Origin of the sequence: Limnobacter sp. (assembly GCF_036846585.1) — a bacterium.
GTDB lineage: Bacteria > Pseudomonadota > Gammaproteobacteria > Burkholderiales > Burkholderiaceae_B > Limnobacter.
On sequence record NZ_DAIUBR010000019.1, the window covers coordinates 26,900 to 50,930 of the forward strand.

Consider the following 24,031-nt stretch of genomic DNA (forward strand, 5'->3'; position numbering starts at 1 on the left):
TTAATTCTTGCCGAGTGAAGCTTTCAGCTTCTCTACATCCACTTCTTCCACGTCGTCTTCACGCTTGGGCCAGACGCCGTCTTTGATGCACATGATGCAGCGGATCACCTCGACGATGCCTTGAAGCAAAAGGAAGAAACCGGCCAGTGGAATAAATGCCTTGAAGGGATAAATGGGTGGACCATCGGCTGTGATGGATGACATTTCCTTGATGGCCCAGGCTTCGTCAGCGAATGTGTAACCTGCGTAGGTCAATGCGATGATGCCGGGGAAGAAGAAAACGAAATACAGAATCAAATCGAGAATGGCTTGGGTTCTGGGCTCAAGAAAGCCATACAGAATGTCGCCGCGCACATGGCCGTTGGTGGCCAGTGTATAGGCACCTGCCATCATGAACAGAATGCCGTAAAGAATATAGGATGCGTCGAATACCCACGGGTTGGGACTGTTCAGGGCATAGCGTGTGAACACTTCGAACACAATGACACCGGTCAACAGCACGATGGTCCAGGCAAACAGGTGCCCAACCTTGGTTGAAATTTTGTCGACCAAATGGAGAAAAGCTAACATGGAGTGAACCTCTGGTTCTTTTAAAAAAAGCCAACACCCGTTGTGCGGATGTTGGCTTCTGATCGTGGGATTAATTACTTTTTCTGAGCGTAGAATGCTTGAGCCATCTTGAAGTCAACGGTGGTGTCGGCTTGCCATTTGGCTGCACGTGCTGCAAATGCACGCTGCGATTCAAACACTTTCTTGAACATGGGGTTGGAAGCGGCTTTTTCTTTGGTCACTTCGTCCCATGCTTTCAACTGGGCCTTCAAAATGCTGTCAGGGGTCTTGAAGAACTTCACGCCCTGCTTGGCTTGCATTTCCTGATAGTCTTTGGAGTAGCGGTCCACTGCTTTCCAGCTCATCTGGGCTGAAGATGCTTCTGCGCCAGCCTGGATGATTGCCTTCAATTCAGTTGGCAGCTTGTTGTACTTGGTCTTGTTGAACAGGATTTCAAACTGCTCGGAAGACTGGTGGAAGCTTTGCAGCATGCACACTTTGGATACATCCGGGAAGCCCAACAGGCGGTCGGAAGATGCGTTGTTGAATTCAGCCGCGTCCAGCAGGCCGCGGTCCATCGCTGGAACGATTTCGCCGCCGGGCAGTGCGTTTACGGCAAGGCCCATCTTGGTGAACATGTCCACAGACAAACCAACTGTACGGAACTTCAGGCCTTTCAGGTCTTCAGGCTTGGTGACCGGCTTTTTGAACCAGCCCAGGGGCTGTGTTGGCATTGGGCCGTACATCAGCGACACAACGTCCATGTTCAGGCTGCCGTAAATTTCGTCTAGCAATTCCTTGCCGCCACCGAAGTAGTGCCAGGCCAGCAACATGTTGGCGTCCATGCCGAAAGACGGGCCTGAGCCCCACAGTGCAACGGCTGCGTTTTTGCCGTACCAGTAAGCGATAACGCCGTGACCACCGTCCAACGTACCCTTGCTCACTGCATCCAGCAAGTCAAAAGGCTTTACCACTGAACCAGCGGGCAATACTTCAATCTTCAGGCGGCCACCGGCCATGCCGTTCACTTTGTCTGCAAAGTCAACTGCGTATTCGTGGAAAATGTCTTTCTGGGGCCATGTGCTCTGGAAACGCATGTTCACTGTTTGAGCAGTAGAAATCATGGGGAACGCCATGGCGCCTGCACCCACTGCGGCCACGGATGTGCCCTTGATAAAATCACGGCGCTTCTGGTTGTTCACTGAATCAGTCATTTTGCCTCCTTAAATTGATGTAGCTTTCGACTGTTGTTGTGGTTTTACTTTTCGAACCTGCATTGTGATAGCCACCCAACGGTAACTGAATAGGAGCAAACCCTTATCCAGGGGCATTGATGCACCATTTGGGGTCGGGATTTACCCTGTGTTGTGTCTTGAAAAACTTCACTTTGTTTTGCAAACTTTGCAAATTCGAATGCAAATTTCTGCAAATTGTCCGTATACCTACCATGAAATTGTGAATTAACTGAACAGGGGTTCTAATCAATGAATTCGGGCATTGGGCTTGCATTGCAAGGCAATGATTCCCACGATGAAGGACCCATGCATGAACACATTGATCAAACTCATTTCCCTTCTGGCCATTGTCGCGTCTGCGGCTTGCAGTTCAGATGAAGCTGCACAAACCAGTTCGCCGGACAATTCAAGCGGCTCACCCACTGAACCCGCCGACACGGGTCCCGATGTTTTTGTGGACAAGTCATTGCGTACGCCAGCCGAGTTTTTCGAGCTGGTTGAGGCGGACATGCAAATGGTGCATGACACCTTTGCCGGGCGCACAAAAATGCGGGATGGCTCCACCTTGACCTGCGAGGCCTTGACGACAATGTACATAGAACGAATTTTTATGTACAACGACAACCCCCAACCCAATGGCGGTTTGCCCATTAGTGCGGTGTTGGCGATCAATCCAGAAGCGCTGGAAATTGCGAAGGCACTGGATGTACAGTACGCAGCCGATGGCGGTGTGGTTGATCGTTACCTGCATTGCATGCCCGTGTTGTTGAAAGACAATTACGACACGGTGGATCACCCGTCCACATCGGCTTCGTATTCCATGCTTGGCCATCAGGCCGGTGTTGATGCGCCTTCGGTAGCCGGTTTGCGCAAGGCAGGTGCGGTAATTCTCGGTAAAGCACATCAAGACGAGTTTGCCTATTTCACCACCGGGTTTTCCGGGCGCACGGTGTTGGTAACCAACCCATACAACACGCAAGAAAATTGGTGTGTTGCGCCAGTTGGGTACCAGCACCACGCCCGCGGGAACGGGTGAGCAGGGCGCCTTGATTGAGCAGGCGGTGGCAACCATGCGTGCCATGGGTGCTGAGGTGTATGACGTGTTCCTGCCCAGTTTTCAGAACCGGGGTGGTGGTTCGACCCACTACGACACCAATCGTTATTTTTTCGAGTTTGTGCGCGATGGTGGAAAAAGTCCGCGCAAATGTTTAAGCAGTGCATTTTTTGCAAGCAACCCCGATGTGTTGCCCAATTGCGCCACCACCGAGGGCATTCTTGAAACCTTACGCGTTGGCCCACGCACAGCAGGACTGGTGGCAGTAAGTGCTTCTGGTGACCCCGGCGGGAAACCCACACAAGCCCAGATTGATGCCATTGCACTTGAACGCGATTACGTGACCAAGGTCATGAATGGTGAGATGGATGCTTTGGGTGACAAAGAAGCCATGGTGCTGGATAAGCAGGGCAATGCGGTGAATGTGAATCTGGATGCGCTGGTGTTGTCCCCCGGGCCAACTGGTGGGCGCACCTGCGATTTTGGTTCAACCACGCAAATGGGTTCGATCGTTGTGCCCGTGGGTTTTGATTCACAGGCTGGAACACCCAGGGGCATGGAAATTTTTGTGAGGCGTTTTGATGAGGGCACGGGACTTGGAATTGCATTTGATTTTGAACAGGCCACCTTGCACCGTCGTGCACCTGACATTGCAGCGTCGCCCTTGTATGCAAACCAAACCATTGGTGAATTCAACAGCCGTGCACAAATGGCCTTGATGAAAGCGCAGTTTGAGGCGCCTGAAGATTTGCCCGTTGAAACTTATGTACAGGCCTTGAGGGATTTGACGGGTTTGTAATGATTTGAAGCAGTAAGAAAAAAACCGCTGTACTTTTAAAGCACAGCGGTTTTTTTATGCAGGTGGGGTTCAGGCAGATGCAGTTTGTTTGTCACCCGTTTTTTTCTGCTCACGCAGTTTGCCAATACTTTCCACCTTGCGCTGTTTCTCGTGCAGAAAGCTGAGCACTTCATGGCGATAGTGGTTGTAGGTGGGGTCGTCGGCCAGGGCCAAACGGTCGCGGGGGCGGGGCAGGTCGATGTCCAGAATTTGGCCAATGGTGGCAGATGGGCCGTTGGTCATCATCACGATGCGGTCAGACAGCAACACGGCCTCGTCTACATCGTGCGTAATCATCACCACGGTGTTTTTCAATTCGTTCTGAATGCGCATTACTTCATCTTGCAGGTGGGCGCGCGTTAGCGCATCCAGCGCACCGAAAGGTTCATCGAGCAACAACACCTTGGGTTCCATGGCCAGTGCACGGGCAATGCCCACGCGCTGTTTCATGCCGCCGGAAATCTCGGAGGGCAGGCGATCCAAAGCATGGCTCATGTTCACCATGTCAAGGTTGTGCAAAATCCACTCACGCTGTTCTTTTTTGCTTTTCTTGCCCTTGAAAATTTTTTCAACAGCCAGTTCTACGTTTTGGTACACGGTAAGCCAGGGCAGCAGGGAATGGTTTTGAAATACCAAGGCGCGGTCAGGACCGGGTGCGTTTACTTCCCTGTTGTCGACAATCACTACACCTTCGCTTGCAGTCAGCAAACCGGCGATGATGTTAAGCACTGTTGATTTGCCACAACCCGAATGGCCGATCAGCGAAATGTATTCACCGCGGTTTACGTCCAGGTTGATGTCTTTCAACACAGGGTTCACGATGCCATTGCGCTCGAAGCGCATTTGGACTTGAGAAATACTTAAGAAACGGTCGCTCATAATAATCTCCTTGAGTTCTGCACTAAGCAGCGGAAGTACCGCGTGTAATTTTGTTGCCCACCCAGGCCACACAGCGGTCCAGAATGAAACCGACGATGCCGACGTAGACCAGCGCCAAAACAATGTCGCTGATCAGCGAGCTGTTCCATGCGTCCCAGATGAAGAAGCCAATGCCCACGCCGCCAATCAACATTTCAGCAGCAACAATGGCCAACCAGCTAAGGCCAACACCAATGCGAAGCCCCGAGAAAATATAGGGCGCCGCGGCGGGCAACATGATTTTCCAGAAGTACTCGATGCCGTTGTGCTGGATAACGCGCGACACGTTGCGGTAGTCTTCGGGAATGTTGCGAATGCCCACCGAGGTGTTGATGATGATGGGCCAAATGGCCGTGATGAAAATCACAAAAATTGCAGATGGATTTCCATCCTGAAAGCCAGCCAGCGACAATGGCAACCACGCCAGCGGCGGCACGGTGCGCAGCACTTGAAACAGCGGGTCCAAACCACGCAAGGCCCAGGTGGACTGACCCACCAACACACCCAGCGCAACACCCACTATCACAGCCAGGCTGTAGCCTATGGCCACGCGTTCAAGGCTGGCCAGAATTTGCCAGGCCATGCCCACGTCGCTTCCGCCGTTGTTATAAAACGGGTTGGTGATCAATTCCCATGTGTCGGTGATCACTTTGCTGGGGCCGGGAAGGCGTGCACCTTCGCCGCTGCACATGATTTCCCAGATCAACAGCAAAATGCTCATGATCACAATGGGAGGAACAATTTTCCCTATGCTCTCCTTCAATTGCTTGAAAGCGGCGGTTTCCACAAAAGGTTTGCTTTTCACTTTTGGGGTGGTTTGCAGTCGCTCGAGTGTGTCGCTGTTCATCATGATTTCATCGCCTTAATGGTCAAACTGTCGAGGTAAGCCTTGGGGTTTTTCGGATCAAACACTTTGCCGTCGAAGAACTTCTCGACGCCCCGCGACGTGCTGACCGGAATGTCTTTGGCGGCAACACCGAGTTCCTTCGCTGCTGTTCTCCAAATGTCTTCGCGGTTCACTTTCTTGATCAGTGCATTTGTATCAAGTTTACTGGGCAGGTAGCCCCAGCGCTGGTTCTCGGTGATGAACCACAGGTCGTGGCTTTGGAATGGGTATGAAGCCTGGTTACTCCAGTACTTCATCCGGTGTTTGCTCTTTTCTTCCACGCGACCTGTGCCGTAGTCCATGTCGCCTTTCATGCGGTCGATGATGTCGCCAACCGGTGCGTTGATCCAGCGGCGCTGCGAACAGATTTTGGCCACTTCATCTTTGTTGGCTGGGTCGTCGCAGAACATTTGCGCTTCCATCACAGCTTTCAAAATCGCTTTGGTGGCGTTGGGGTTGGCCTGCACGTAATCAGCACGCATACCCAATGCTTTTTCTGGATGGTTGTTCCACAGCTCGCCTGTTGTTACTGCGGTGTAGCCAATTTTTTGGTGAATCAGTTGGAGGTTCCAGGGTTCGCCCACACAGAAGGCATCCATGCTGCCTACTTTCATGTTGGCCACCATCTGGGGTGGTGGAACTACAATCGTGGAAACACTGCTGTTGGGGTCAATGCCCGCAGCCGCCATCCAGTAGCGAAGCCACAGGTCGTGTGTGCCGCCGGGGAATGTCATGGCTGCATTCACTGCCTTGCCGCCGCCTTTCTTTGCCGCCAGTGCTGCTTTGAATTCGGTGGCGTTGGTGCCTACTTTCAAATCTTTGTATTCGTTGCTTACCGAGATACCTTGCCCGTCCAGATTCAGGCGGCATAAAATAACCATCGGCACTGGAATGTTGTTGGTGGTAATTGCGCCGGTTGTAAGCAGGTAGGGCATGGGAGTAAGGATGTGTGCACCGTCAATGCCGTTGCCCGCAGAACCCAACACAAGGTTGTCGCGCGTGGTGCCCCAGGAAGATTGTTTGAGAACTTCCACATCTGTCATGCCGTGCTTTTTGAAGAAGCCTTTCTCATCAGCCACAAACAACGGTGCAGCATCAGATAGTGCAATGAATCCCAACTTGGCTTTGGTGGTTTCCAGCTTGGTGGATTGAGCCATCACAATGGATGGAGCACCGAAGCCTGCCAGCAGGGTGGAGCCCCAAACCGCTGCAGATTGTTTGATGAATGTGCGGCGTGTTTCCGACAACTCAGGTTTTTTGTCAGTTGGTTTGTTGCTCATGTTTGCGCGTCCTTGAAAGATCAACCCAAGAAAAAACGGCGCACATCGCCATACCTGCTACGCAAGTAGGGATGGACGCCGTTGTCCAGTACTTCTTTACTAAAAAGCGTGTGACCCGATCCGTCGTTGGCAAAGGTCTCCCTACCCATTTAGCAGAATGTGTGCCATGCAAAAAAGAAGTGCGTGCGGGTGAAATTGTTTTAAATCGGTGCCGGAAATGACGTTAATTTTGGTGCGCGGAACGTGTTTGGTGCGGCGCACCAAATAAATCGGTGCGCCGGTTTTGATTGATGTGGTGCATGCACCGGTTTGATGTTTGAATCAGGCTTACTTTTGAAGTGCGCGAATACCTACCCATGCGAAGAACAGGGCGTAGGCCAGGTCAATAATGCCGTAGCCTGAATAAAACAAGGCGAGCAGGGGAGTTTCTTCACGGATGATTGGCAGCATGTCTGATTTGTTGCCGATCCAGATTACCCAGGTGTACACATAGATGGCTTTCTCGAATGCAAATACAAAGCAGATCGTCGGCAGTTGGTGGGCTTGTTTTGCCACAGCCAGGTAAGCCAAGCCCCATACCATGATCATGAAAGTACCGAAATCGGAGAATACCTCGGGTGACAGTTCATGAAATGCGGAATTGGTGAAAAACCCACTGGCTACCAACATGCCAATGATGTTGGTAAAACCAGCGGCAATAAAGCCAAGAAAAATGAAGCGGTTGCCCGTGGACTTGTTCAAGTGGTGTCTCCGTTGTTGTTTTGTATGATTTCGAATGCTACCTGAACTGCAACGTGCCATGTGCGGCGCAGCTAAGTTATACTGCCGACCCATGGAGAAGTGCGAGAGCGGCTGAATCGGCCTGACTCGAAATCAGGTAAGGGGGCAACCTCTTCGAGGGTTCGAATCCCTCCTTCTCCGCCAAATTTATTTCTCTAGGCGTATCAGGTTGTTTCTATTGATATCTGCCAAGTCCGAAAATGTGGGTTTAAATCCCGCCAGATAAAGCCCTTCGGGGTTTTTTTTGTGTCTGCACGTATCTAAGTGTCCCTAAGTGTTTCTGTACAGCCCGGTGATTTTGGGGGTATATTCCCCAGCCTAAAACCAACCTGGGGGTATTTCGTGCTGACAGATGTTCAAGTGAGGGCTTTAAAGCCAAAGGACAAGCAATACAAGGTTGCTGATTCGGAGGGGTTGTACATCGTGGTGAATACGACCGGCAGTAAGCTGTGGCGCTTGAAATACCGTTTCCATGGGATTGAAAAAACGCTGTCGATCGGAAAGTACCCTCAGGTTTCAATCAACCAGGCCAGGTTGAGGAGATCGGAGGCCAAGGAGCTAATCGCCCTGACCCCAGCGTGGCAAAGCAGGAGTCCAAGATTGCGGCAGCCGAGCGCATCAAGAATGTGATGCCGCTTTTCATGGTGGTGGCATGTGAGTACCTTGATGAGGTGGGCTCCATATTTGGTTTGTCGGGTTTTACTATGTTCCACGCGTCCGAGCATTCGAATTGCTAATTAAAGCTGTGAAAATCTCGCTTGTACTACAGCCGTTGTGGATGGCGCGGGCTGACACTCGTTTCCTTACATCGGTTGGTGTGGGGAAAAATTAGCACCCCATAAATTGACATAAGCAAGTATAACGAATTGTATTTTTGACACTCAAATCACCCCGTATTTTGGTGGAAGAGGGTTGAGATTGAGCGTTCCTAAAGACTGTGGCTTCCTTAGAACAGGAAAATTTTACGATGACTCTGTTTACATGCAAAATAAATTAAATGCATGTCATTACTTGCAAAATAATTAAATGCTTGTATATTTAAGGTTCTTTAACCTTCGGATTCAACTATGGAAAATAACGGAAAGGCAAAAGGTGGCAAGGTAAAGAACGCGAAGATGACCGCGGATGAACGCAAGCAACTTTCGGAAAAGATGATTGCTGCAAGAAAAGAGAACGCTTCTCTGCCTACTGCAACGCACTTTGGTGAATTGAAAATAGGGGAGCTTGTGTTGCCCTGCGCCGTTTTACCAGATGGATCCAGGGTGATTGCTCAAGGTGGTATTACAACCGCTTTTGGCCCTGTCACTGGCGGCTATCAGTTGCGTAAAAAAACTGACATTGATCATGACGGTGTATTGCCACCTTTTTTAGTCGCGTCTTCGCTAAGGCCATTTATTGACAATGATTTACGCACATTGGTGTCTAAGCCCAAAAAGTATAAAGACCCCCGTGGCGGGCCTTTGCGTTTGGGCGTTGATGCTTCCCTACTTCCAAAAATTTGTGAAGTTTGGCTTAAAGCACATGATGCAAAGGCGTTAACCAAAAATCAGATTGCTGTCGCTGAGCGAGCAAATTTGTTAATGCGCGGACTGGCTCATGTTGGAATTATCTCTTTGGTTGATGAGGCAACCGGCTATCAGAGGGATCGAGCAAAAGACGCGTTAGCAAAGATTCTCGAAGCATTTGTTGCCAAAGAATTGCAGCCATATCTGAAAACTTTTCCAGCTGATTATTATGAGCATCTTTTCAGGCTTTACGGCTATGAGTTTCCTCCGAAGGATAAGCGGCCGCAATGGCGACCAATCTTTTTTGGAAAGATTACTAACGAGGTGGTGTATAACAGATTAGCTCCTGAGCTACTGACAGAGCTAAAAAAAGCGGCAAACAAAGCAGAAAAGAAGGCGAAGCTCTACCAGTGGCTATCCAGTGATTTTGGGCACCCAAAATTAAAGGATCATCTAATTTCAATTGTCGCATTGCTAAAAATTTCTAGAACACCGCAGCAATTCCGAGACTTCGTAAATACTGTTCACCCGCGTTTCGGTGACACGTTACCGCTGGATTTCGGTCCTGAAAGTTGACCGTAATATGCACCCTGGATAAATTATTTATGAACTCGATGGCATTTCTGCCGTCGCGTCATTCTTTGGCATTCGGCCTCCGCCAGTTTCTGAGTGGCGGTCCAATGGCATTCCAAAGGATCAACTTATTTCTTGTTCATCTATGTGTGAGCGAAATGGCGTTGCATCGAGGAAAGAACTTTTTCCAGAGAGATGGTTCTGATCTAGTCGGAATTTATCGAGAATAACGAGACACTAAAAATTTTAGTGGTGACCAAGGTGATTAAGGTGGGTGCAAATAACTGTGTTGTTGAATAATTGTAATGTTTTCATAACGAGTGCTAGCCTCTGTCCGGGTAAAAGAACAGAGGCTAGACACCCAAAATGGAACTTTACTAATCGGTCTTGATAAAAATCAGACCAACCCACTTGTCGGGTCAACTGGCAAGCTTCCAGATTCGCCGCCCAGTGAATCTGCGGTGGAAGAAATGCCGGTGCTTAATGTGCCCAGCAAATCGCCTTCGGCAATGTCGGTGGAAGGTACTTCGGTGGTGACCTGGCTCAGCATGCTGTCCAGTGCCGTGTCAATTTCGGCAGCGGCTTCTTTCAGTTCGGCCATCAATTGGTCGTAGGGTTCGACCTGTTGGCTAATTGGCTGGGTAATGTCGTCGGCCAGGTCGACGATGCTGCTGACCAGCCCACCTTCGGTGGGGTCTACGTTGGGCATTGCGGCAATCAGGGTGTCCAGGCCAAGGTCGGTGTTTACAGCGTCTGCCAGTGGTGCGGTAACCGGGCTCAAGGGTTCTCCCAATGGTGTTTCGTTTACGCCATCCACCAATTGTTGAATCAGGTCAGCTTGGGGGGTGTCTTCGCCTGTTGTGGCAACCAGGGCATCGTGCACGTTTTCCAGACCGGCCAAAGTAATTTGTTCGCCGGCCACTGCAATGTTGTCGGGTGTGGATTCAGGATTGTTCTGGCTTGCGTCGCCAGCCGTTTGAACGGGCTCAATCACGCTTTGTTCCAAATTTTCCTGGGTCAGGTTTTCGTTGGTGAATTCTTCCAGGCTTTGGGGGCTGTCTTCGGATGAAAACTCACCTGTGCCCAAACCGGAGCCATCGCCGATGCCGTTGATTCCTGTGGCGCTGCTGCCTGTTGCAGTATCGCCAGAACCGGAGTCGCCTGAGCCATCAGCCAAAAATGCGCCTGCTGCCAAAGCACCTGCACCCGCGACGGATCCACTGCCCGCACCCAGCAAACCAGCGCCGAACAGACCCGAAACCGTACCGCCTTCTGCTGCAGCGGAGTTTTCAGCCAGCTCGGTGGTGAATTCAAAGCATTCGCCGTCTTCAATCACCACAATTTGTTGACCGTTGGCACCGGTCTGTTCGCCCAAGGTCAGTTTGCCATTGGCTGTCATCACGCCTGCAGCCGGAATCTGGCCTTCTGTTCCAGGGAATTCCAGCGAAAGGCGACCTGTGTCACCTGTGGCCACTTCATCGCCTGGCAGCAGAAAGTCGCCAGCTTTAACATTTACAACTTCGCCATTGCGGCTCACGCTGACATCGCCTTCAATGTCCTTGATCAATGCCTTGGGTGCATCCATGGGTTTGCTCCTTGCTTTCTTGTTGGATTGGTCTGGTTTTTGGCAACTTGGCCGAAACATAATGAAAGTGTGCAGGGTTCCCTATTTTTTCATCCTCCAATTAGGGGGATGGATCTCCCCTCAATTGGTTAATTTGTATTTGACAATGCTTGTTGTCAAATATACATTCAATGCCATGAAATCAATCCCGTCAAATTGACAGGCGAAGGAGCCGCAACATGAAAAATTTCAATAACAAAGTGGTGGTCATCACCGGTGCGGGTTCTGGCATGGGGCGTTCATATGCGCTGATGTTCGCCAAACTGGGCAGCAAAATCGCCATGTGCGATTGCGATGAAAAAGGTTTGAAGGAAACCGAGCGATTGGTCATGCAGGCGGCAGATGTGCCTGTGTTTGCAGAGAAACTGGATGTTTCCGACAAGGCGAGTGTTTACGCCTTTGCGCAAGCGGTGAAAGCTGCGTTGGGCAATGCCCACGTGGTTGTCAACAACGCAGGGGTCAGCGGGGAAGGTCGGCCCGTGTGGGCACTCAGTGATGACAGCTATGAACGTGTAATGGGTATCAACTTCTGGGGGGTGGTGCATGGCACGCGCGCATTTTTGCCGCAGTTGCTCGACAACGGCGAGGGTGCCGTGGTGAATGTATCGAGCATTTTTGGTTTGGTTGGCACACCAGGCAATTCGGATTACTGTGCCAGCAAGTTTGCCGTGCGTGGCTTTACTGAATCGTTGATGGTCGAACTTTCCAACAGCCGTGTCCAGGTGCACCTTGTTCACCCCGGTGGCATTAACACCAACATTGCCAGTAAACCGGAGCATGAAAAGTTTGCCAGAAAGTTTTTGACCACACCACCCGATGAAATTTGCGAATACGTGTTGAAGTGCATCAGGAAAAACGAGCCACGCATTGTGTATGGCAACAATGCTGCAAGGGTGTGGTGGGGATCAAGGCTGGTGCCGTTCAAACGCATGCGCCACATTTTGTGGCAGCAAATGGGGCGCACACTGAACCAGGATGACTACAAAGGGATTCAAACCACCAAATAGCCGCCATCCACATTGATGCAGGAACCGGTGGTGTAGCTGGACGCTTCGGACGCCAGGTATAGCACCGTGCCCGCCATTTCGCTGGGCTGGGCGACACGGTTCATGGGGACATGCTGAAGCAGGGCACTGCGAATGGCGTCGTTGTGAACCAAAGCCGATGCAAATTTGGTGTCTGTGGCACCGGGCAGTAGCGCATTCACGCGCACTTTCATGGGGGCGCATTCTTTGGCAAAGGCTTTGGTCATTGAAATAACCGCGGCTTTGGTGATGGAATAAATGCCTTGGTACAGGCCGGGAACAACACCATTGACCGAAGCCACATTGATAATGCTGCCGCCGCCGTTTTTGGCCATCAGTTTGCAACCGTGGCTGCTCATGTAAAAGTAGCCGCGAATGTTCACATCGCAGGTTTTTTGAAACGCGGCCAGGTCGGTGTCATAAATTGGGCCAAAGTGCGGATTGGTTGCGCCGTTGTTGACCAGAATATCCAGCTTTCCAAACCTGGCTTCGATTTGTTGGTATAGCGCCTCAATTTGATCCATTTCCCCCAAGTGGCAGGCCATGGGGACAGCATTTAACCCATCTGCTTGAAATTGCGCGGCAATTTGTTCGCAGGTATCTTGCTTTCTGCTGGAAATGATCACCGTGGCACCCTTGGAAGCCAGCAATTCTGCACAGGCCAAGCCAATTCCACGTGTCCCACCCGTGACCAAAGCCACCTTATCTTGTAAATTGAACAGGTCTGTTGTTGTTTTCACTTTGTCTCCTCGCAGGCATTTCTAATGGTTTTCATTTGAAAAGGTAACATCGCATGGGCTCGGAAATTGAGCAAGACCGTCGGCATGTTTTTGTGTACGGATCCTTGATGTATTTACCTGTGTGGGCACAGGTCGTCAAAGGTGTATACCCATGCCAGAATGCGATTGCCAAGGGTTTTCAGCGCCTTGCCGTGCCCGGTGAAACCTACCCGGCGATGGTGGAAAGCCAGGGCACACAAGTGCAGGGCTTGCTGTGGCTAGATGTGTTGCAGGACGACATGAAGCGGCTGGATGAGTTTGAAGGACCGGAATATGCGCGCAGGGAAATTTCCGTGACCTTGAATACCAGTGGTGAAACCATGCAAGTGGACACCTACATTTGGTTGAACCCTGCTGCATTGACCCGCGAACTGTGGAGTGTGAGCCAATTTGAAGCCGAAGGCCTGCAGGCGTTTCTGGATCGCCATATGGGTAACTGGAATAGCACCGGCCAAAGAAAATAAAAAGAAGGAGACGCACCCATGGGTTTTATCCTGGCCCTTGACCAAGGCACCACGAGTTCGCGCGCCATTGTATTCAATGAACGTGCCGAGGTGGTGGCCAGTTGCCAGCAAGAGTTTGAGCAGATTTTTCCCAAAGCAGGCTGGGTGGAACACCGCCCGGCGGACATCTGGAACACGCAGTTGGCCTGTGCAAGACAGGCCATTGCAAAGGCCGGCATTCAGCCTTCAGACATTGCAGGCATTGGCATTACCAACCAGCGTGAAACCACCGTGGTCTGGAACCGCAGCACAGGTGCGCCCGTGTACAACGCCATTGTGTGGCAAGACAGGCGAACTGCCTTGTATTGCGACAAGCTGCGTGAGCAGGGCAAAGCACCCTTGATTCGCCGCACCACAGGGTTGGAACTGGATTCCTATTTTTCTGCGACCAAGGTCAACTGGATTCTGGACCATGTCGAGGGCGCGCGTGTACAAGCCGAGGCGGGTGAACTGGCCTTTGGCACCATCGACAGCTGGTTGATCTGGAATTTGACTGGCGGGCAGATGCATGCCACAGACACCAGCAATGCATCGCGCAGCATGCTGCTGAATATTAAAACCCGGCAGTGGGATCAAGAATTGCTGGCCTTGTTCGATATACCTGAAAGCATGTTGCCGCGGGTGTTTGAATCAAGCGGCGTTTTTGCGCAGTGTGACGCCTCGGTGCTGGGCTCGCCCATTCCAATTGCGGGTGTGGCGGGCGACCAGCAGGCGGCCACTTTCGGGCAAACCGCCTTTGAACCCGGTGAAGCGAAAAACACCTATGGCACGGGTTGTTTCATGTTGCTGAACACGGGGAGCGAACTGGTTGAAAGCCACAACCGTTTGTTGACCACGGTGGGTTGGACCGTGAACGGAAAAACCAGTTATATGCTGGAGGGCAGTGTGTTCATGGGCGGTGCTGTGGTGCAATGGCTGCGCGATGGGTTGGGCATTATCAATCAATCGTCTGATGTTCAGGCCCTGGCGGCCAGTGTACCCAACACCGATGGTGTGTGTTTGGTGCCAGCATTTGCCGGTTTGGGCGCACCGCATTGGGACCCGTATGCGCGCGGCACACTGGTGGGCATGACACGCGGCACCAACCGCGCACACATTGCACGTGCCGCACTGGAAAGCATTGCCTTGCAAACCGTGGATTTGGTGCAGGCCATGCAACGCGATGGTGCCAAACCCCTGCGGGAATTGCGTGTGGATGGTGGTGCATCCAACAATGATTTGCTGATGCAGATACAGGCTGATTTGTTGGGCGTGCCCGTGGTTCGCCCCACTGTGACTGAAACCACAGCCTTGGGTGCGGCTTATTTGGCGGGCCTGGCGGTGGGTGTGTTCGAAAGCGAAGAAAGTTTGCTGGCCAATTGGCAGGTGGACGCCCGGTTCGAACCTGAAATGAGTATTGATGAACGTGGTGCCTTGCTTGATCGCTGGCACCGCGCGGTAGAACGTTCCAAAGGATGGGCAGATGCTTAGTCGTAAAAAGCACCTTGAAGTGTTGTTAACCAGGGCGCAAGAAGAATACGTGTGGGACGTGATTGTAATTGGCGGTGGTGCCACAGGTTTGGGCAGTGCAGTGGATGCGGCAAGCCGGGGATTGAAGGTGCTGTTGCTGGAGGGGCATGATTTCGCCAAAGGCACCAGTTCACGCGCCACAAAGCTGGCACACGGCGGTGTGCGCTACTTGGCCCAAGGCAATTTCAGTTTGGTGCGCGAAGCACTGGAGGAGCGCGGCCGCATGCTGCGCAATGCGCCCAATCTTGTCAAACCCCTGGCGTTTGTCATTCCCGTGCACAGTGTGTTCCAGAAGCTGTTTTACTGGGCTGGCCTGAAAATGTACGACTTGCTGGCGGGCAAGTTGGCTGTTGGGCCCACCACGATGCTGAAAAAAAACGAAGTGCTGCGGGCCGTGCCCACCATTTCGCAAAGCAGGTTGAAGGGTGGCGTGCGTTATTTTGATGCGCAGTTTGATGATGCGCGTTTGGCCATTGCCCTGATGAAAACTGTCTACAAGCTTGGTGGTGTGGCGGTTAATTACATGCCGGTGACCGGGTTTTTGAAGGCGGATGAAAAAATTACAGGCGTGCAGGCGCGCGATGAGTTTTCAGGGCAGCAATTCAGTTTCAAGGCCAAATCCGTGATCAACGCCACCGGTGTGTGGGTGGATGAATTACGCAAAATGGATTCAGGGGAATCCAAACCCATTCTGAGCCCCAGCCAGGGTGTGCACGTGGTGGTGGACGAACATTTTTATCCTGGTAAGGAAGCCTTGCTGGTGCCCAAAACCAGTGATGGCCGTGTGCTGTTTGTGGTGCCCTGGTTGGGAAAAACATTGATTGGCACAACCGATACCCCGCGACAGGACACGCCTTGGGAACCTGACGCATTGCCCGAGGAAATTGACTTTATTTTGAACACCGCAGGCCAGTACCTGGCCAACGCGCCCACGCGTGCCGATGTGCGCAGCGTGTTTGTTGGTTTGCGCCCGCTTGTCAGCGCGGGTGAGGAAAAGCAAAACACCAAAAGTATTTCACGCGAGCACACGGTCATTACCGCGCCAAGTGGCTTGATTAGCATCACGGGTGGCAAATGGACTACGTACCGCAGCATGGCCGAGGAGGTGATTGATTTGGTCTGTGAGCAGCAAGGTTGGCGCAACAAGCCCACCCGCACCCGCCACATGCGGCTGGAAGATGACTTGCCGCTTCGCAAGCCCGGCAGTGCACTGCACCCTTGCCTTGAACTGAACGCCGCTGAAATAGCGCAGGCTGTGCTGGAAGAAATGGCGGTGACCATTGAAGATGTGTTGGCCCGCCGAAGCAGGGCACTGTTTCTGGACAGCGCTGCGGCCCTGGCCTGCATGAACGAGGTTCGGTTTGTGCTGCAAAACGAGCTGCGTTACAGCGATGAGGAACTTGATCGGCAAGAGTCAAAGTTTAGGGCAATTGCCGATCAATATAGTTGCAAATGAACTGCCACCTATTTGGCATTTAATGTCGCTGACTCCGGAAGTCTGTAAAGCTGTTTGACATTGGTCGCGTTAATGCCACTGGCTGTGACTTTTATTGAGGTGGAGTCGCTTCGAACAAGGCTTATCTTGCCATTTTCCGCACGAATGTTGGTGAGGCGGATATCCCAGTTGCCTTGTTGTCCTCCATTCGTTCTTAAAAATGTACCGAAATCTTTGGCATAGAAATTGTCGATAATGAAAGTTCCAGGGGCATTTAGCTGAAAAATCTTGTCAGATGCATTTTCTGCACTACTATTCGTTACCCGCACTGTGCCAGATGCTTTCATTGTCAATGCATCTTCGCCCACATCGCTCCAGTGCACATTGTTTACTGTGGCATCTCCATAAGTGTGAACTCCATCGGCTCCATTGCTTCCAAACACAACATTTATCAGAGTGGCACCGTCTTCTAAAATAAATATCGGTTTCTGCCCTTCTGCCTGGCCTCCATCACCTAGTTCCGAGCCTGCTGTATAGGTTTGATTTTTTCCATCAAAAGTTTCGCCGGCTTTAACAACAATGGTTTCCCTAACAACAATCGGGTTGTCGCTAAGTACATACTTGCTTGGATCTACTGAACCCGTGTTGTTGACATGCTGGACGGTTACATCGTCTTCTGGCTCTTCTGTCTTTTTTGTATTTACAGTTTTGACAGTTGGGACGTTATCTTTATTGTCATCGTCCTCATCGTCGGGATAGTAATATGAGGAATCTATCGAAGGAAGTCGTTCTTCCAGGCGGTCCAAATTGATTGTGGCTTTCTTCTTTAAGGGAGCAGGTTCTTCCGTAGGAGCCAACGGTTTTTTGTTTTTGTGGGTTACAGGTTGTGAGTACTCGGTTCCAGTTTTGGTTTCCCCATGGAACCCGAGATTTTCAAAATATTGTTGGTATGCCTCGAAATCATAGTCTCTTTGGTTCGCAAGCGCAATTAGACGATCTTTCGTACCCATGTCGAGCAAATCGGAATTGGATTCCGTTAGCAACCGGTCATGGGACAAATCCAGTGCATTGTGGAATGTTAATCCTGAGTCACTGTCGAACAAATCAGATGTAAGGGCTCTAACAACGTTATCAAAATTAATCTCCTCCGGACCGCAACAACAGTCGTGGTCTTTAAGAGCCTCCACACCGTTTATCTCTTGAAGATGCATATTCATGTGAAGTGAGCTCCTGATAAAGTTAAGTTGAAAAATAGAATGTCCTATGAAGGTAGTGGTATTTTTTTTCGAAAAGTTTGACTTTTTTCACGGGAATTTGAATTTGCCGATTCCAAGTAAAAAAAATGTAGGAACGCTTGCACAAGCGCGCTGTTTAAGGCATAATCTCGCTTCTTTACAGCGGCTGTAGCTCAGTTGGATAGAGTACTTGGCTACGAACCAAGGGGTCGTGGGTTCAATTCCTGCCAGCCGCACCAAATAAAAAAAAACCCTCGCTCAAAAGGCGAGGGTTTTTTGTTTTATTCCACGCTGCCATGCTTCCAATCCCGATTCTCATCGTCGCCAGCTTTTTTATCGGTGCCGGCATTCTGCATTTTGTTTTGCTGAGTTTCTTCGCCAGCATCGTGCCACCGTACTTCAATGAGCCTGAAGCCTTGGTCAAAATCAGTGGTGTGTTCGAGCTGTTGGGTGGTTTGGGTGTGCTGCTGCCGACCACACGCAAGTGGGCTGGCTGGGGGTTGATTGCGCTGTGCGTGGCGGTTCTTCCTGCCAATGTTCACATGGCCATGAATACGGATCAATTCCAGAACATTCCAGTCGCGTTGCTGTATTTGCGCTTGCCCCTGCAGGCCTTGATCATCTGGTTCATCTGGAAGGCGACCCAACACCCTGTGCGGATGAAATAGAACCATAGTTATGTTTCTCTGGGTTACACTTTGAAAAAAGAAATCCAACCCGAGGGGAGACAGAAACGATGTTGAAGCCAGGTCTGATGATGAAGCAGGAAATGCTGCTTTCTTCAATTTTGGTGCATGCCGAACGGTTTTACGGCGCGCAGGAAGTGGTAAGCCGACGGGTGGAGGGCGATCTTCACCGAATTACTTTCAAGGCCATGGCGGCGCGCGCACGGCAATTGGCCAATGCACTGCATGATCTGGGTGTTGAACAGGGCGACAATGTGGCCACCATTGCCTGGAACAGCCACAGGCACCTTGAAATTTACTACGCCGTGGCTGGCATGGGGGCGGTGACCCACACGCTGAACCCGCGTTACACCCCGCAGCAGTTGATCTACATCATCAACCATGCGCAAGACACCACCATTTTTTTCGACCTTACTTTTGCCCCTTTGATCAAGGCGATTGCGCCGCATTGCCCTACTGTGAAGCGCTGGGTCTTGATGATTGATGAAGACAAAATGCCGGCAGATTCACCGGTGCCAGGTTTGCTGAACTATGAAACCTTGTTGAAAGCCCAAACAGACGACTATGTGTGGCTCGAGTTCGATGAAAATTCTGCCTGCACCCTGTGTTACACCTCGGGTACCACGGGCAATCCGAAAGGCATTCTGTATTCGCACCGGTCCACAATGCTGCACGCCATGATGTCCAATTGCGCCGACGCCATTGCCTTGACTCGAAAAGACATCATTCTTCCAGTGGTGCCCATGTTCCACGTGAATGCCTGGGGCTTGCCTTATGCGGCCTTGATGACTGGTTGCAAACTGGTGATGCCCGGTCCGCAGCTGGATGGCCCTTCCATTCATGATTTGCTTGAACGCGAGAAAGTGACCGTGGCCGCCGGTGTGCCAACCATTTGGCTGGGTTTGATCAACCACATGAAACAACATGGCTTGAAGTTCAGCACCTTGAAACGTTCATTGGTGGGTGGTTCTGCGGTGCCTGTCAGTTTGATCCGGGAATTTGATGAAATGGGCGTGGAGTTGATGCAGGGCTGGGGTAGCACGGAAATGTCGCCCTTGGGCACGGTGTCGAAACTCAGTGGTGACGAACGCGAATTGCCCAAGCAGGAACAGTATGAAATTGTGGCCAAACAGGGCCGCACGATTTTCGGTGTGGACATGAAACTAGTGTCGGAGGACGGCAGCGAATTGCCTTGGGATTTCGAGCACAGTGGCGAGTTGCATGTGCGGGGCCACTGGGTGCTGAATGAATATTATGGGGGCGATGGGGCCAAGGCCTTTAACCACGATGCCACGGGCAAGCGCTGGTTCGCCACGGGGGATGTGGCACGCATGGCGCCAGATGGTTTGATGCAAATTACCGACCGCACGAAAGACGTGATCAAGTCGGGCGGTGAATGGATCAGTTCCATTGACCTTGAGAACATTGCCATGTCTCACCCAGCGGTGTTGCAGTCAGCGGTGATTGCCATTGCCCATGAGAAGTGGAATGAAAGGCCCTTGTTGATTGTGGTGAAACGACCGGGCGCGGAAGTCAGCAAGGAAGACCTGCTGAAATTCTATGAAGGCCGGATCACCAAAATGCACATTCCCGACGATGTGGAATTCATTGAGGCCATGCCGATCGGGGCCACCGGCAAGGTGCAGAAATCGGTGCTGCGTGAACAGTTCAAGGGCGTCAAATTCAGCACGGCCTGATTTAATTCAAATTTACCGCGCTGCCTTGGGGCCCCACAATTCTTTAAGCCGCTGGTCGCGCCCGCAACCATTGCGGTAGTAGCCATAGCGCACCGGGTTTTTGGTGTAATAGTCCTGGTGGTATTCTTCCGCAGGGTAGAACTTCACCACCGGGGCCACCTCGGTGTGTATGGTTTTGAATTTTCCACTGGCCTGTAACTTGGCTTTGCTGGCGGTTGCCACTTTTTTCTGTTCGTCGTTCAGGTAATACAAGCCGCTGCGGTATTGTTTGCCGGCATCGCAAAACTGCCTGTCTTTCGCGGTGGGGTCAATTGTTTTCCAGAAGAATTCAACCAGCTGGCTGTAACTTACCTTGCTGTCGTCGTAGGTTACTTCAACCACTTCAGTGTGGTCAGTTCGGCCTGCGCTAACTACCTGGTAATCGGGGTCTTTGTATTGCCCGCCTGCATAACCGGAAATGGTTTTCAGCACGCCGGGTACTTTGTCAAAGTCGGCTTCCACGCACCAGAAACACCCGCCCCCAAATACAGCGGTTTTTGTTTCGGCCTGCACCGTGGCACTGGCCAGCAAGCCCAAGGCTACGGCAATTGTTGCTTTCAGTTTCATGTTCATGCCTTGCGAATGGTGGGTAACTTCTGGCCTTCTGGCACAAAGGCCAAGGCCAAACCGTTGTTGCAATAGCGTTTGCCGGTGGGGGCAGGGCCATCGTCAAACACATGGCCTTGATGGCCGCCACAATTGCTGCAATGGTATTCAGTGCGCGGCAAAATCAGTTTGTAATCGGTTTTTGTGTTCAGTGCGCCTTTGTTGGCATCAAAAAAGCTGGGCCAACCTGTGCCGCTGTCGTATTTGTATTGCGACGGAAACAGGGGTTGGTTGCACGCAGCGCACACAAAGGTGCCTTTGCGTTTTTCATCATTCAGGGGGCTGGAGAAGGGGCGTTCGGTGGCTTCCTTGAACAGCACGTTGTACTGCTCTTTCTGGATGACTTTCAACCACTCGGTTTCAGATTTGTTCAGTTTGTTCATGCTGGCGATTGAACTCATGGGTTTGGCAATCAAAAGGCTGGCGCCAAGGGCAGCAAGACCGGTTAAAACTGTGCGACGTTGCATGTTGGGTTTTCCTTTGACTTTGATTGTTTAATTGCCGAATTCGACCTTGATCGCTGTTTTTCGTTCAATTCAGGAGGGTATTCGCAATGGCGTACTTAAAAGTTACATGTCGGGGATTAGCAAATTCCGGGATTGTTAACAAGTGTGGCATTTCCATTGCTCAAATCGACTAAGTGACCCATGAGTAATTTACTTACCCTGTTAGAGTTAACTCGCTCGGGTTCTCCAAGCACTCGGGCCCATTCAATAACTAAAAGGAGATTGGGATGAAAATGAAAGCCTTGCTTGTGTCCGCTTTGCTGACCAGTTCGATTGCCGTGTACGCACAGGATAAACCGGTGGTGCAGTTCATTGCCACGGGTGGCACTATTGCCATGAAGATTGACCCGGTGAAAAATGCGCCAGTGCCCGCTATTTCAGGTGAAGACCTGCTGGCCACCGTGCCTGATGTGGGCAAGTACGCCTCCATTCAGGTTAAAAGTTTGTCGAATGTGCCTTCTGATTACATGGACCCCACGCGGTGGACCCAGTTAACCAAAGAGGTGCAAGCTGCCTTGAATCGCCCTGAAGTGGCAGGTGTCATTGTTTCCCACGGCACGGACACACTGGAAGAAACAGCCTACTGGCTGGACTTGACTGTGCGTTCTGACAAGCCGGTGGTGTTGATTGGCGCACAGCGCAATGCGTCGTCTTCGGATTTCGATGGCCCCCGCAACCTGTTGAACGCGGTGCGAATTGCGGTGGATGAGAAGTCTAAAAACAAGGGTGTGATGCTGGCCATGAACAACCAGATCAACGCCGCCCGCTATGTGACCAAAACCCACACCCAGAATGTAGAAACGTTCCAGGGTGGTGCGTTTGGGCTGATCGGCGAGGTGTATCCGGACCGTGTGATGTATGCGACCACACCGCTGCGTCGCCAAACCTTTCAGCTTCTTGATGGCCCCATGCCCGAAGTGGAAATTATTGCCATGTACGGCGGTGCCAACGGTGCAGCACTTCGCAATGCGGTGGACCGGGGGGTGAAGGGTATTGTGGTTCAGGCGCTTGGCATGGGCAACATGAATGTGCCCATGTTCGAGGCGGTGCAATATGCCTTGTCGAAAAATATTCCCGTGGTGATTGCAACCCGTGTGCATCAGGGCCGCGTGATGGCCAACTACGGATTTGTGGGCGGCGGTAAAACAACTTCGGATGCTGGTGCGGTGATGGCCGACGATTTGTCGGCCCAGAAGGCCCGCATTTTGTTGATGTTGGCCTTGCAGTCTGGCATCAAGTCGAAGGCCGACTTGCAGCCTTTGTTTGATCGCTGATTGCGGGTAATCAGCCCATTTTGAAAATGTTCATTTTGTGGCCGTCCGGTGTGCGGAAATACGCTGCATAAAAGCCGGGCATGCGTTCACCGGGTGCACCTTCACAGGTGCATCCGTTGGCTTTTGCATGGGCGTAAAATTCATCAACCTGGGCACGGTCTTTCGCCGCCAGGGCCACCATTGTTCCGTTGCCCACTGTGGCAGCCTGGCCATTGGCTGGTTTCATCAAGCCAATGAATGGGTTGGCCATGCTGGTCCCCCAGAAAATGCCATGTGGCAATTCAAGAATGCGTTTGGCGCCCAAGGGTGCAAACAGCTTGTCGAAATATTCACCGCTTTTGGGCAGGTCGTTTGTGCCCAGTGTGATGTATCCAATCATGGTGTGTCTCCGATATATGTGTGTTGTTCGAGAGGGGTCAACGGCGACTATACACCACCTCTTTTGATCCGCTGGGCAGGCTGATGAAATCGCCGTCGTCGCCAATCCGGAACGGGCCTTCAAACACCTCTGGGGCCCTGCCCAGAAAAATTTCCCGCAAAGGGTGCAAGGGCAGGGGCGGCACAATGTGGTTCAGCACCACATGCCCGACCCCGGCTTCTTTGGCCAGCACGGCCACGTCCAGCGGGGTGGCATGGTAGTTCGGAATGTCGGCAAATATTTTGGCCAGCTTGGTGCGCTGGTTGTTCAGGGCTGCTTCTTGCAGGCGGCCAACCAGTTCAGGGCTTAAGGCCTCGTGTACCAGCAGGTCGGCATTTCGGGCGGCGTCTTGCACCTGTTCATTTGACGTGGTGTCACCACTTAACACCACGGTTCGGCCCTTGTACTGAATGCGGTAACCCACTGCCGGGTTGATGGGTTGGTGGTTCACCGCAAACGATTCAATCAACAGGTCGGGCTTTTGCAGCACGGTGGTGTATTGCCCTTTCTGCACAGCGAATTCATTCACATCCGCGCCGGCAAGGCCGGGGGGCATGGTGGCTTCGTTGTGGTGGGCGGTGCGGTAGCCAGTGTCGGCGGTGTAGGCTTGTACAAACCCGGACAGCACGTTCCCGATGCCTGTGGGGCCATGCACGGTCAGGCGTTGGCCTTCGGTGTGTTGTGCCCAGCGGGTCATCAGCAGTTCGCCCAAACCGTCGATGTGGTCGGAATGAAAATGGGTGATGAACACGCCTTTCAACTGCCCGGTGGAAAAGCGCATGTTGCTGATTTGCTTTGCAGCGGCACTGCCTGCATCGAACAGAAACATGTCCTTGCCCGCAATCACCAGTGTGCAGGGTGCAGACCGTTGCGGGTCAGGAAAGGGTGAACCCGTGCCGCACAAGCCCACATGCAAACCGTCTTGCAGTTCATCCAGCGGGTTTTGCATGCGTTGGGTCACAATGTTGTCGACCAGTGCCAGTGCAATATTGCTTCGTTGCGTGTAGGCAATGGCGGCGCCCAGCCCAATGAACAGGAGTGCGCCCAACAGAATTTTTTTTAACATGATATGTCCTT

At 51.8% G+C, this 24,031-nt stretch carries 24 protein-coding genes and 2 tRNA genes; 13 read left to right on the forward strand and 13 right to left on the reverse strand.

Annotated elements, in window-relative coordinates; genetic code table 11:
• Together V7028_RS09945 and V7028_RS09950 are read right to left on the reverse strand one after the other, a co-directional pair.
• Entirely contained in the window at window positions 1-570 is a 570-nt protein-coding gene (locus tag V7028_RS09945) for a TRAP transporter small permease subunit (RefSeq protein WP_334119926.1), read from the reverse strand.
• A 74-nt stretch (window positions 571-644) separates the two neighbouring features.
• On the reverse strand, window positions 645-1,763 hold the full coding sequence (locus V7028_RS09950) for a TRAP transporter substrate-binding protein (protein ID WP_334119927.1): 1,119 nt from the start codon (window positions 1,761-1,763) through the stop codon (window positions 645-647).
• Window positions 1,764-2,094: 331 nt separating this feature from the next.
• On the opposite strand from V7028_RS09950, the gene V7028_RS09955 reads away from it, so the two are divergent.
• Together V7028_RS09955 and V7028_RS09960 are read left to right on the forward strand one after the other, a co-directional pair.
• On the forward strand, window positions 2,095-2,820 hold the full coding sequence (locus V7028_RS09955; protein WP_334119928.1) for an amidase family protein: 726 nt from the start codon (window positions 2,095-2,097) through the stop codon (window positions 2,818-2,820).
• Entirely contained in the window at window positions 2,774-3,637 is an 864-nt protein-coding gene (locus V7028_RS09960; protein ID WP_334119929.1) for a hypothetical protein, read from the forward strand. The genes V7028_RS09955 and V7028_RS09960 overlap by 47 nt, the downstream gene beginning before the upstream one ends.
• 69 nt (window positions 3,638-3,706) lie before the next feature.
• Here V7028_RS09960 and V7028_RS09965 read toward each other — a convergent pair whose 3' ends face one another.
• The 4 genes from V7028_RS09965 to V7028_RS09980 all read right to left on the reverse strand — a co-directional run bounded on the left by V7028_RS09965 (window position 3,707) and on the right by V7028_RS09980 (window position 7,501).
• Complete coding sequence (locus V7028_RS09965) at window positions 3,707-4,555, reverse strand: ABC transporter ATP-binding protein (protein ID WP_334119930.1); 849 nt, start codon at window positions 4,553-4,555, stop codon at window positions 3,707-3,709.
• A 22-nt stretch (window positions 4,556-4,577) separates the two neighbouring features.
• Window positions 4,578-5,444: a nitrate ABC transporter permease gene (ntrB, locus tag V7028_RS09970; RefSeq protein WP_334119931.1), complete on the reverse strand. Its 867-nt coding sequence runs from the start codon at window positions 5,442-5,444 to the stop codon at window positions 4,578-4,580.
• Entirely contained in the window at window positions 5,441-6,760 is a 1,320-nt protein-coding gene (locus tag V7028_RS09975) for a CmpA/NrtA family ABC transporter substrate-binding protein (protein WP_334119932.1), read from the reverse strand. Before V7028_RS09975 ends, ntrB begins: the two co-directional genes overlap by 4 nt.
• 327 nt (window positions 6,761-7,087) lie before the next feature.
• The gene (locus V7028_RS09980; protein ID WP_334119933.1) at window positions 7,088-7,501 is read right to left on the reverse strand and encodes a hypothetical protein; all 414 of its coding nucleotides are present in this window, start codon (window positions 7,499-7,501) and stop codon (window positions 7,088-7,090) included.
• 93 nt (window positions 7,502-7,594) lie between these two features.
• Here V7028_RS09980 and V7028_RS09985 point away from each other — a divergent pair.
• The 3 genes from V7028_RS09985 to V7028_RS09990 all read left to right on the forward strand — a co-directional run bounded on the left by V7028_RS09985 (window position 7,595) and on the right by V7028_RS09990 (window position 9,621).
• Window positions 7,595-7,684: transfer RNA gene (locus tag V7028_RS09985), tRNA-Ser, on the forward strand.
• Between the two features lie 198 nt (window positions 7,685-7,882).
• Entirely contained in the window at window positions 7,883-8,170 is a 288-nt protein-coding gene (locus tag V7028_RS15310; RefSeq protein ID WP_442918728.1) for an Arm DNA-binding domain-containing protein, read from the forward strand.
• Between the two features lie 437 nt (window positions 8,171-8,607).
• Window positions 8,608-9,621, forward strand: coding sequence for a P63C domain-containing protein (locus tag V7028_RS09990; protein ID WP_334119934.1), 1,014 nt, complete (start codon window positions 8,608-8,610; stop codon window positions 9,619-9,621).
• Between the two features lie 394 nt (window positions 9,622-10,015).
• On the opposite strand, the gene V7028_RS09995 is transcribed toward V7028_RS09990, so the two are convergent.
• Window positions 10,016-11,203 carry a hypothetical protein gene (locus V7028_RS09995; RefSeq protein WP_334119935.1) on the reverse strand — a complete coding sequence of 396 codons (1,188 nt, stop codon included), beginning with the start codon at window positions 11,201-11,203 and terminating at the stop codon, window positions 10,016-10,018.
• A 218-nt stretch (window positions 11,204-11,421) separates the two neighbouring features.
• Here V7028_RS09995 and V7028_RS10000 point away from each other — a divergent pair, with 218 nt between their 5' ends.
• Window positions 11,422-12,249 (forward strand): SDR family NAD(P)-dependent oxidoreductase, encoded by an 828-nt coding sequence (locus V7028_RS10000; protein WP_334119936.1) that lies wholly within the window; start codon window positions 11,422-11,424, stop codon window positions 12,247-12,249.
• Here V7028_RS10000 and V7028_RS10005 read toward each other — a convergent pair.
• Window positions 12,234-13,007 carry an SDR family oxidoreductase gene (locus V7028_RS10005; protein ID WP_334119937.1) on the reverse strand — a complete coding sequence of 258 codons (774 nt, stop codon included), beginning with the start codon at window positions 13,005-13,007 and terminating at the stop codon, window positions 12,234-12,236. The two genes, V7028_RS10000 and V7028_RS10005, sit on opposite strands and share 16 nt — an antisense overlap.
• Window positions 13,008-13,060: 53 nt before the next feature.
• On the opposite strand from V7028_RS10005, the gene V7028_RS10010 reads away from it, so the two are divergent.
• Genes V7028_RS10010 through V7028_RS10020 form a run of 3 tightly spaced genes read left to right on the forward strand, consistent with a single transcriptional unit; the run spans window position 13,061 to window position 16,514 of the window.
• Window positions 13,061-13,510, forward strand: a complete 450-nt coding sequence (locus tag V7028_RS10010) for a gamma-glutamylcyclotransferase family protein (protein ID WP_334119938.1) — start codon at window positions 13,061-13,063, stop codon at window positions 13,508-13,510.
• A gap of 18 nt (window positions 13,511-13,528) precedes the next feature.
• The gene (glpK, locus tag V7028_RS10015; protein ID WP_334119939.1) at window positions 13,529-15,019 is read left to right on the forward strand and encodes a glycerol kinase GlpK; all 1,491 of its coding nucleotides are present in this window, start codon (window positions 13,529-13,531) and stop codon (window positions 15,017-15,019) included.
• Window positions 15,012-16,514: a glycerol-3-phosphate dehydrogenase/oxidase gene (locus V7028_RS10020; protein ID WP_334119940.1), complete on the forward strand. Its 1,503-nt coding sequence runs from the start codon at window positions 15,012-15,014 to the stop codon at window positions 16,512-16,514. Before glpK ends, V7028_RS10020 begins: the two co-directional genes overlap by 8 nt.
• Before the next feature lie 8 nt (window positions 16,515-16,522).
• Here V7028_RS10020 and V7028_RS10025 read toward each other — a convergent pair whose 3' ends face one another.
• On the reverse strand, window positions 16,523-17,710 hold the full coding sequence (locus V7028_RS10025) for a pectate lyase (RefSeq protein ID WP_334119941.1): 1,188 nt from the start codon (window positions 17,708-17,710) through the stop codon (window positions 16,523-16,525).
• 180 nt (window positions 17,711-17,890) lie between these two features.
• Here V7028_RS10025 and V7028_RS10030 point away from each other — a divergent pair.
• The 3 genes from V7028_RS10030 to V7028_RS10040 all read left to right on the forward strand — a co-directional run bounded on the left by V7028_RS10030 (window position 17,891) and on the right by V7028_RS10040 (window position 20,111).
• A tRNA-Arg gene (locus tag V7028_RS10030) sits at window positions 17,891-17,967 on the forward strand.
• 57 nt (window positions 17,968-18,024) lie between these two features.
• Entirely contained in the window at window positions 18,025-18,396 is a 372-nt protein-coding gene (locus V7028_RS10035; protein ID WP_334119942.1) for a DoxX family protein, read from the forward strand.
• A gap of 68 nt (window positions 18,397-18,464) precedes the next feature.
• Window positions 18,465-20,111 carry a 3-(methylthio)propionyl-CoA ligase gene (locus tag V7028_RS10040; RefSeq protein ID WP_334119943.1) on the forward strand — a complete coding sequence of 549 codons (1,647 nt, stop codon included), beginning with the start codon at window positions 18,465-18,467 and terminating at the stop codon, window positions 20,109-20,111.
• Between the two features lie 12 nt (window positions 20,112-20,123).
• Here V7028_RS10040 and msrA read toward each other — a convergent pair whose 3' ends face one another.
• Window positions 20,124-20,717 (reverse strand): peptide-methionine (S)-S-oxide reductase MsrA, encoded by a 594-nt coding sequence (gene msrA, locus V7028_RS10045; protein WP_334119944.1) that lies wholly within the window; start codon window positions 20,715-20,717, stop codon window positions 20,124-20,126.
• A 2-nt stretch (window positions 20,718-20,719) separates the two neighbouring features.
• Window positions 20,720-21,223 (reverse strand): peptide-methionine (R)-S-oxide reductase MsrB, encoded by a 504-nt coding sequence (gene msrB, locus V7028_RS10050; RefSeq protein WP_334119945.1) that lies wholly within the window; start codon window positions 21,221-21,223, stop codon window positions 20,720-20,722.
• Between the two features lie 266 nt (window positions 21,224-21,489).
• Here msrB and V7028_RS10055 point away from each other — a divergent pair, with 266 nt between their 5' ends.
• The gene (locus tag V7028_RS10055; RefSeq protein ID WP_334119946.1) at window positions 21,490-22,536 is read left to right on the forward strand and encodes an asparaginase; all 1,047 of its coding nucleotides are present in this window, start codon (window positions 21,490-21,492) and stop codon (window positions 22,534-22,536) included.
• A gap of 10 nt (window positions 22,537-22,546) precedes the next feature.
• Here V7028_RS10055 and V7028_RS10060 read toward each other — a convergent pair whose 3' ends face one another.
• Window positions 22,547-22,915 (reverse strand): VOC family protein, encoded by a 369-nt coding sequence (locus tag V7028_RS10060; protein WP_334119947.1) that lies wholly within the window; start codon window positions 22,913-22,915, stop codon window positions 22,547-22,549.
• 37 nt (window positions 22,916-22,952) lie between these two features.
• Window positions 22,953-24,020, reverse strand: coding sequence for an MBL fold metallo-hydrolase (locus V7028_RS10065; protein ID WP_334119948.1), 1,068 nt, complete (start codon window positions 24,018-24,020; stop codon window positions 22,953-22,955).
• Between the last annotated feature and the right edge of the window lie 11 nt (window positions 24,021-24,031).

Excerpts from the sequence above, each read along its gene's own strand:
- V7028_RS09945 (WP_334119926.1), bottom strand. The coding sequence starts at position 570 with ATGTTAGCTTTTCTCCATTTGGTCGACAAAATTTCAACCAAGGTTGGG.
- V7028_RS09995 (WP_334119935.1), bottom strand. The coding sequence starts at position 11,203 with ATGGATGCACCCAAGGCATTGATCAAGGACATTGAAGGCGATGTCAGC.
- msrA (WP_334119944.1), bottom strand. The coding sequence starts at position 20,717 with ATGAAACTGAAAGCAACAATTGCCGTAGCCTTGGGCTTGCTGGCCAGT.
- V7028_RS10040 (WP_334119943.1), top strand. The coding sequence starts at position 18,465 with ATGTTGAAGCCAGGTCTGATGATGAAGCAGGAAATGCTGCTTTCTTCA.
- ntrB (WP_334119931.1), bottom strand. The coding sequence starts at position 5,444 with ATGATGAACAGCGACACACTCGAGCGACTGCAAACCACCCCAAAAGTG.
- V7028_RS09965 (WP_334119930.1), bottom strand. The coding sequence starts at position 4,555 with ATGAGCGACCGTTTCTTAAGTATTTCTCAAGTCCAAATGCGCTTCGAG.
- V7028_RS10055 (WP_334119946.1), top strand. The coding sequence starts at position 21,490 with ATGAAAATGAAAGCCTTGCTTGTGTCCGCTTTGCTGACCAGTTCGATT.
- V7028_RS09990 (WP_334119934.1), top strand. The coding sequence starts at position 8,608 with ATGGAAAATAACGGAAAGGCAAAAGGTGGCAAGGTAAAGAACGCGAAG.
- glpK (WP_334119939.1), top strand. The coding sequence starts at position 13,529 with ATGGGTTTTATCCTGGCCCTTGACCAAGGCACCACGAGTTCGCGCGCC.
- V7028_RS10010 (WP_334119938.1), top strand. The coding sequence starts at position 13,061 with ATGGGCTCGGAAATTGAGCAAGACCGTCGGCATGTTTTTGTGTACGGA.
- V7028_RS10000 (WP_334119936.1), top strand. The coding sequence starts at position 11,422 with ATGAAAAATTTCAATAACAAAGTGGTGGTCATCACCGGTGCGGGTTCT.
- V7028_RS09975 (WP_334119932.1), bottom strand. The coding sequence starts at position 6,760 with ATGAGCAACAAACCAACTGACAAAAAACCTGAGTTGTCGGAAACACGC.
- V7028_RS10025 (WP_334119941.1), bottom strand. The coding sequence starts at position 17,710 with ATGAATATGCATCTTCAAGAGATAAACGGTGTGGAGGCTCTTAAAGAC.
- V7028_RS10020 (WP_334119940.1), top strand. The coding sequence starts at position 15,012 with ATGCTTAGTCGTAAAAAGCACCTTGAAGTGTTGTTAACCAGGGCGCAA.
- V7028_RS09950 (WP_334119927.1), bottom strand. The coding sequence starts at position 1,763 with ATGACTGATTCAGTGAACAACCAGAAGCGCCGTGATTTTATCAAGGGC.
- V7028_RS10065 (WP_334119948.1), bottom strand. The coding sequence starts at position 24,020 with ATGTTAAAAAAAATTCTGTTGGGCGCACTCCTGTTCATTGGGCTGGGC.
- V7028_RS09955 (WP_334119928.1), top strand. The coding sequence starts at position 2,095 with ATGAACACATTGATCAAACTCATTTCCCTTCTGGCCATTGTCGCGTCT.
- V7028_RS10060 (WP_334119947.1), bottom strand. The coding sequence starts at position 22,915 with ATGATTGGATACATCACACTGGGCACAAACGACCTGCCCAAAAGCGGT.
- V7028_RS10035 (WP_334119942.1), top strand. The coding sequence starts at position 18,025 with ATGCTTCCAATCCCGATTCTCATCGTCGCCAGCTTTTTTATCGGTGCC.
- msrB (WP_334119945.1), bottom strand. The coding sequence starts at position 21,223 with ATGCAACGTCGCACAGTTTTAACCGGTCTTGCTGCCCTTGGCGCCAGC.